This window comes from Mesorhizobium sp. M4B.F.Ca.ET.089.01.1.1 (genome assembly GCF_004022605.1).
GTDB classification, from domain to species: Bacteria; Pseudomonadota; Alphaproteobacteria; order Rhizobiales; family Rhizobiaceae; genus Mesorhizobium; species Mesorhizobium abyssinicae.
In genome coordinates this window covers 1-3,098 of record NZ_RZOS01000576.1, presented here as the reverse complement: position 1 = coordinate 3,098, position 3,098 = coordinate 1, and the positions used below count along the sequence as shown (strand labels likewise).

Below are 3,098 nucleotides of genomic sequence, written 5' to 3'. Positions count from 1 at the left end.
ATCCGTACCCTGCTGGAGGAGACGCTGCTGAAGGCGCGCGCGTCAGTGCCTCCTCGGCCTCGCGGAAGATCGCCGGTTCCGGTCCGGTGAAGTTCCACACCCGCGCCTGCCGCAGCGTCTCCTCCAGCAGGGTACGGATCGATTGCGAGTAGGGCGCCAGCGTATAGGTGCCGAAATCCGCGATCCGCTCGCCGTCGGTCCTGATCAGCGCGACGTCGATATTGCCGTCAAGCACGGTGCCGGTCATCAGGCCGACGGCCCAGATTGGTTGCATGGGTTGCTAGTCCTCGTTGACCCGATCGCCCACCGTCTGGCGAAGCGCGGCGATTCCGCTGTTGAAATGACGTGTCGGATGGATCCGGTTGGTGAGCAAGGTCCAGGCCCTGCCTTTGTCGAAGTCGATCCACAGCCCAGTGCCGGTGAAGCCGGTATGGCCGATCGTGCCGGGGCTGCAGAGCCCGCCGCCCGACCAGCCGTCGTAGGCGCGCTCCCAGCCATGGGTGCGGGTGACCGACAGCGGCGTGCGCATCAGCGCGATCGAGGCCGGCGAGGCGCCGGAGCCGTCGAGCAGCCCTTGCGCGAAATCGAGGACCGAGGCGGTCGTGCCGAACAGGCCGGCATGGCCGGCGCCGTCCAGCGCCGAGCAATTGTCGTCATGCACCTCGCCTGAGAGCACGCGGTGGCGCCAGGTGCAGTCTTCGGTCGCTGCTGCCTGGTTCGGCGCGGCCGAGAAGGCGAAGCCCGGGCCGGAATCCATTGCGCGGATCCTCTTGCCCGACAGGCGCTCCATCGCGAAGCCGAGCAGGATGAAGTTGATGTCGGAATAGACCGGCATGCCGGCCTGCCATGCGCGCTGCAGGATGAAGGCGCGCAACAGGTCCGGATCGCGGCCATAGGTGTAGATCGGCGCGACGGCCGGAAACGGCGTCTGGTGGCCGAGGCACTGGCGAAACGTCACCTTCCGCTCCCACGCCTTCTCGTCATATTGGCGCAGGTCCGGCAGCGCCGAGATCAGCGGCGCATCGAGGTCGATGACGCCATCCTCCGCCAGCTTGAGAATGCGCGGCGTGGTGAAGATCACCTTGGTCAGGGAGGCGAGATCGAACCAGGTTCCTTCATGCATGGGCCTGGGTTCGGGCACGCGTTGGGCGAGGCCTGTTGCACGCACAACGCGGGCGCCGCCGCGCTCGACAATCCCTAACACGCCGCCCGGAATGCGGCCTTCCGCCACCGCGGTTTCGAGCGGCGCGAAGGCACGGTCGAAAAGATGGGCGAGGGCGGTCAATGCCGGCCTCCATCGGACAGGCAGCGATCCGTCCCACCCCCCTCTGTCCGGCCGGCCAGAGGGGGGTGCTGTCCCGCCAAGCCTGCGCATCTTTGAGCGCGATGCTTCACGCCTCGACCCTCACTCTATGGTCCGGCCCAAACACATCCCACTTTGCTGGCCCCGGTTCAAACCCCAGCGGCCGCACCAGCGACGGCACTTGCCGCGTGTCCAATTCGAAACGCTGGCGCCGCCGCTCGATGGTCGGCACCGCCGCGATGAGTTTCTTCGTGTAGGCATGCCTTGGCGCCGACAGCACCGACTTCGCATCGCCGATCTCGACGATCTGGCCGGCATAGATGACGGCGATCCGGTGCGCGATGCGCTCCACCACCGCCATGTCGTGCGAGATGAACAGATAGGCCAGGCCAAATTCGCGCTGCAGGTCGACCAGAAGCTCCAGCACCCTGGCCTGCACCGAGACGTCGAGCGCCGAAACCGCCTCGTCGAGCACGACGACGGACGGGTTGAGCATCAACGCGCGCGCTATGCACAGCCTTTGCCGCTGACCGCCCGAGAATTCGTGCGGGTAGCGCTCCAGGCTGTTTTCCGGCAGGCCGACCCGCTTCAGCAGCGTCGTCATCCTCGCCCGCGTCTCTGCATTCACGCGGCCGCCGCTGGCGATCACCGGTTCGGCGAGGATGCTCTCGATCGTCAGCCGGGGATTGAGCGAAGCATAGGGGTTCTGGAACACCATCTGGATCGGCAGCGCGCTCTGCCCGGCGGCGGCCTTGCGGACGCTGGCCGAAAAGCTGCCGCGCGTCGAGCGCACCAGGCCTAGCACCGCGCGCGCCGTGGTCGACTTGCCGGAGCCACTCTCGCCGACAATGGCCAGCGTCTCGCCCGGCATCAGCTCGAAATCGACGCCGTCGACGGCATGCACTGCGCCGGTGGCGCGCCCGAACAGGCCGCTCCTGACCGGATAGCGCACGACTAGACCGTCGACCCTGAGCGCCGGCTCGGCGTCAGGCGCCTTCTCGCGTCGGCCATCCGAGCGCGTCGCCTTGCCGCTGGCGAAATGCGGCACGGCGTGCAGCAGATGCTGGGTATAGCCATGCCGCGGATGGTCGAGGATCTGGTTCAGCTCGCCCTGTTCGACGGCCTGTCCGTTCTGCATCACCATCACCTTGTCGGCGATGCCGGCGACGAGGCCGATATCGTGGGTGATGAAGATCATCGACATGCCGGTCTCGCGCTTCAGCTCGGCGAGCAGCGCCATGATCTGTGCCTGCACCGTCACGTCGAGCGCCGTCGTCGGCTCGTCGGCGATCAGCAGGCGCGGATTGCAGGCAAGCGCCGTGGCGATCATCACCCGCTGCAGCATGCCGCCGGAAAGCTGGTTCGGCGTGTATTTCAGCCGCCGCGCCGCATCGGGGATGCGCACCCGGTCGAGCGCATCCTTGGCCGCGGCCATCGCCTGGCGGCCGGTTAGGCCGCGATGCAGGCGGAACGATTCGGCGATCTGCGTGCCGATGCTCAGCACCGGGTTGAGCGAGGTCATCGGCTCCTGGAAGATCATGCCGATCTCGGCGCCGCGGATCTTCGTCAGTTGCGGTTCGGCCGCGCCTGCCAGATCGAGCACGCCGCCGTCGCCGCACCTCAGCCGGATCGAGCCGCCGGTGATCTTGCCGCCGCCGAAGTCGACGAGCCGGTTGATCGACAGCGCGGTAACCGACTTGCCGGAGCCGCTCTCGCCGACGATGGCGAGCGTTTCGCCGTCGGCGAGATCGAAGCTCACGCCACGGACAATTTCATTGGCCTCGGCCCTGCGGCC

General features: G+C 67.4%; 2 protein-coding genes and 1 pseudogene. All 3 read right to left on the bottom strand.

The features are described 5' to 3' along the window. Nucleotides 1-274: pseudogene (locus EN780_RS30935) on the bottom strand (anhydro-N-acetylmuramic acid kinase); the annotation flags it as partial. Nucleotides 275-280: 6 nt separating this feature from the next. Beyond that, nucleotides 281-1,285 (bottom strand): serine hydrolase, encoded by a 1,005-nt coding sequence (locus EN780_RS30930; protein WP_245500179.1) that lies wholly within the window; start codon nt 1,283-1,285, stop codon nt 281-283. Between the two features lie 106 nt (nt 1,286-1,391). After that, nucleotides 1,392-3,098: ABC transporter ATP-binding protein (locus EN780_RS30925; RefSeq protein ID WP_245500178.1), on the bottom strand; the 1,707-nt coding region annotated here is incomplete at its 5' end.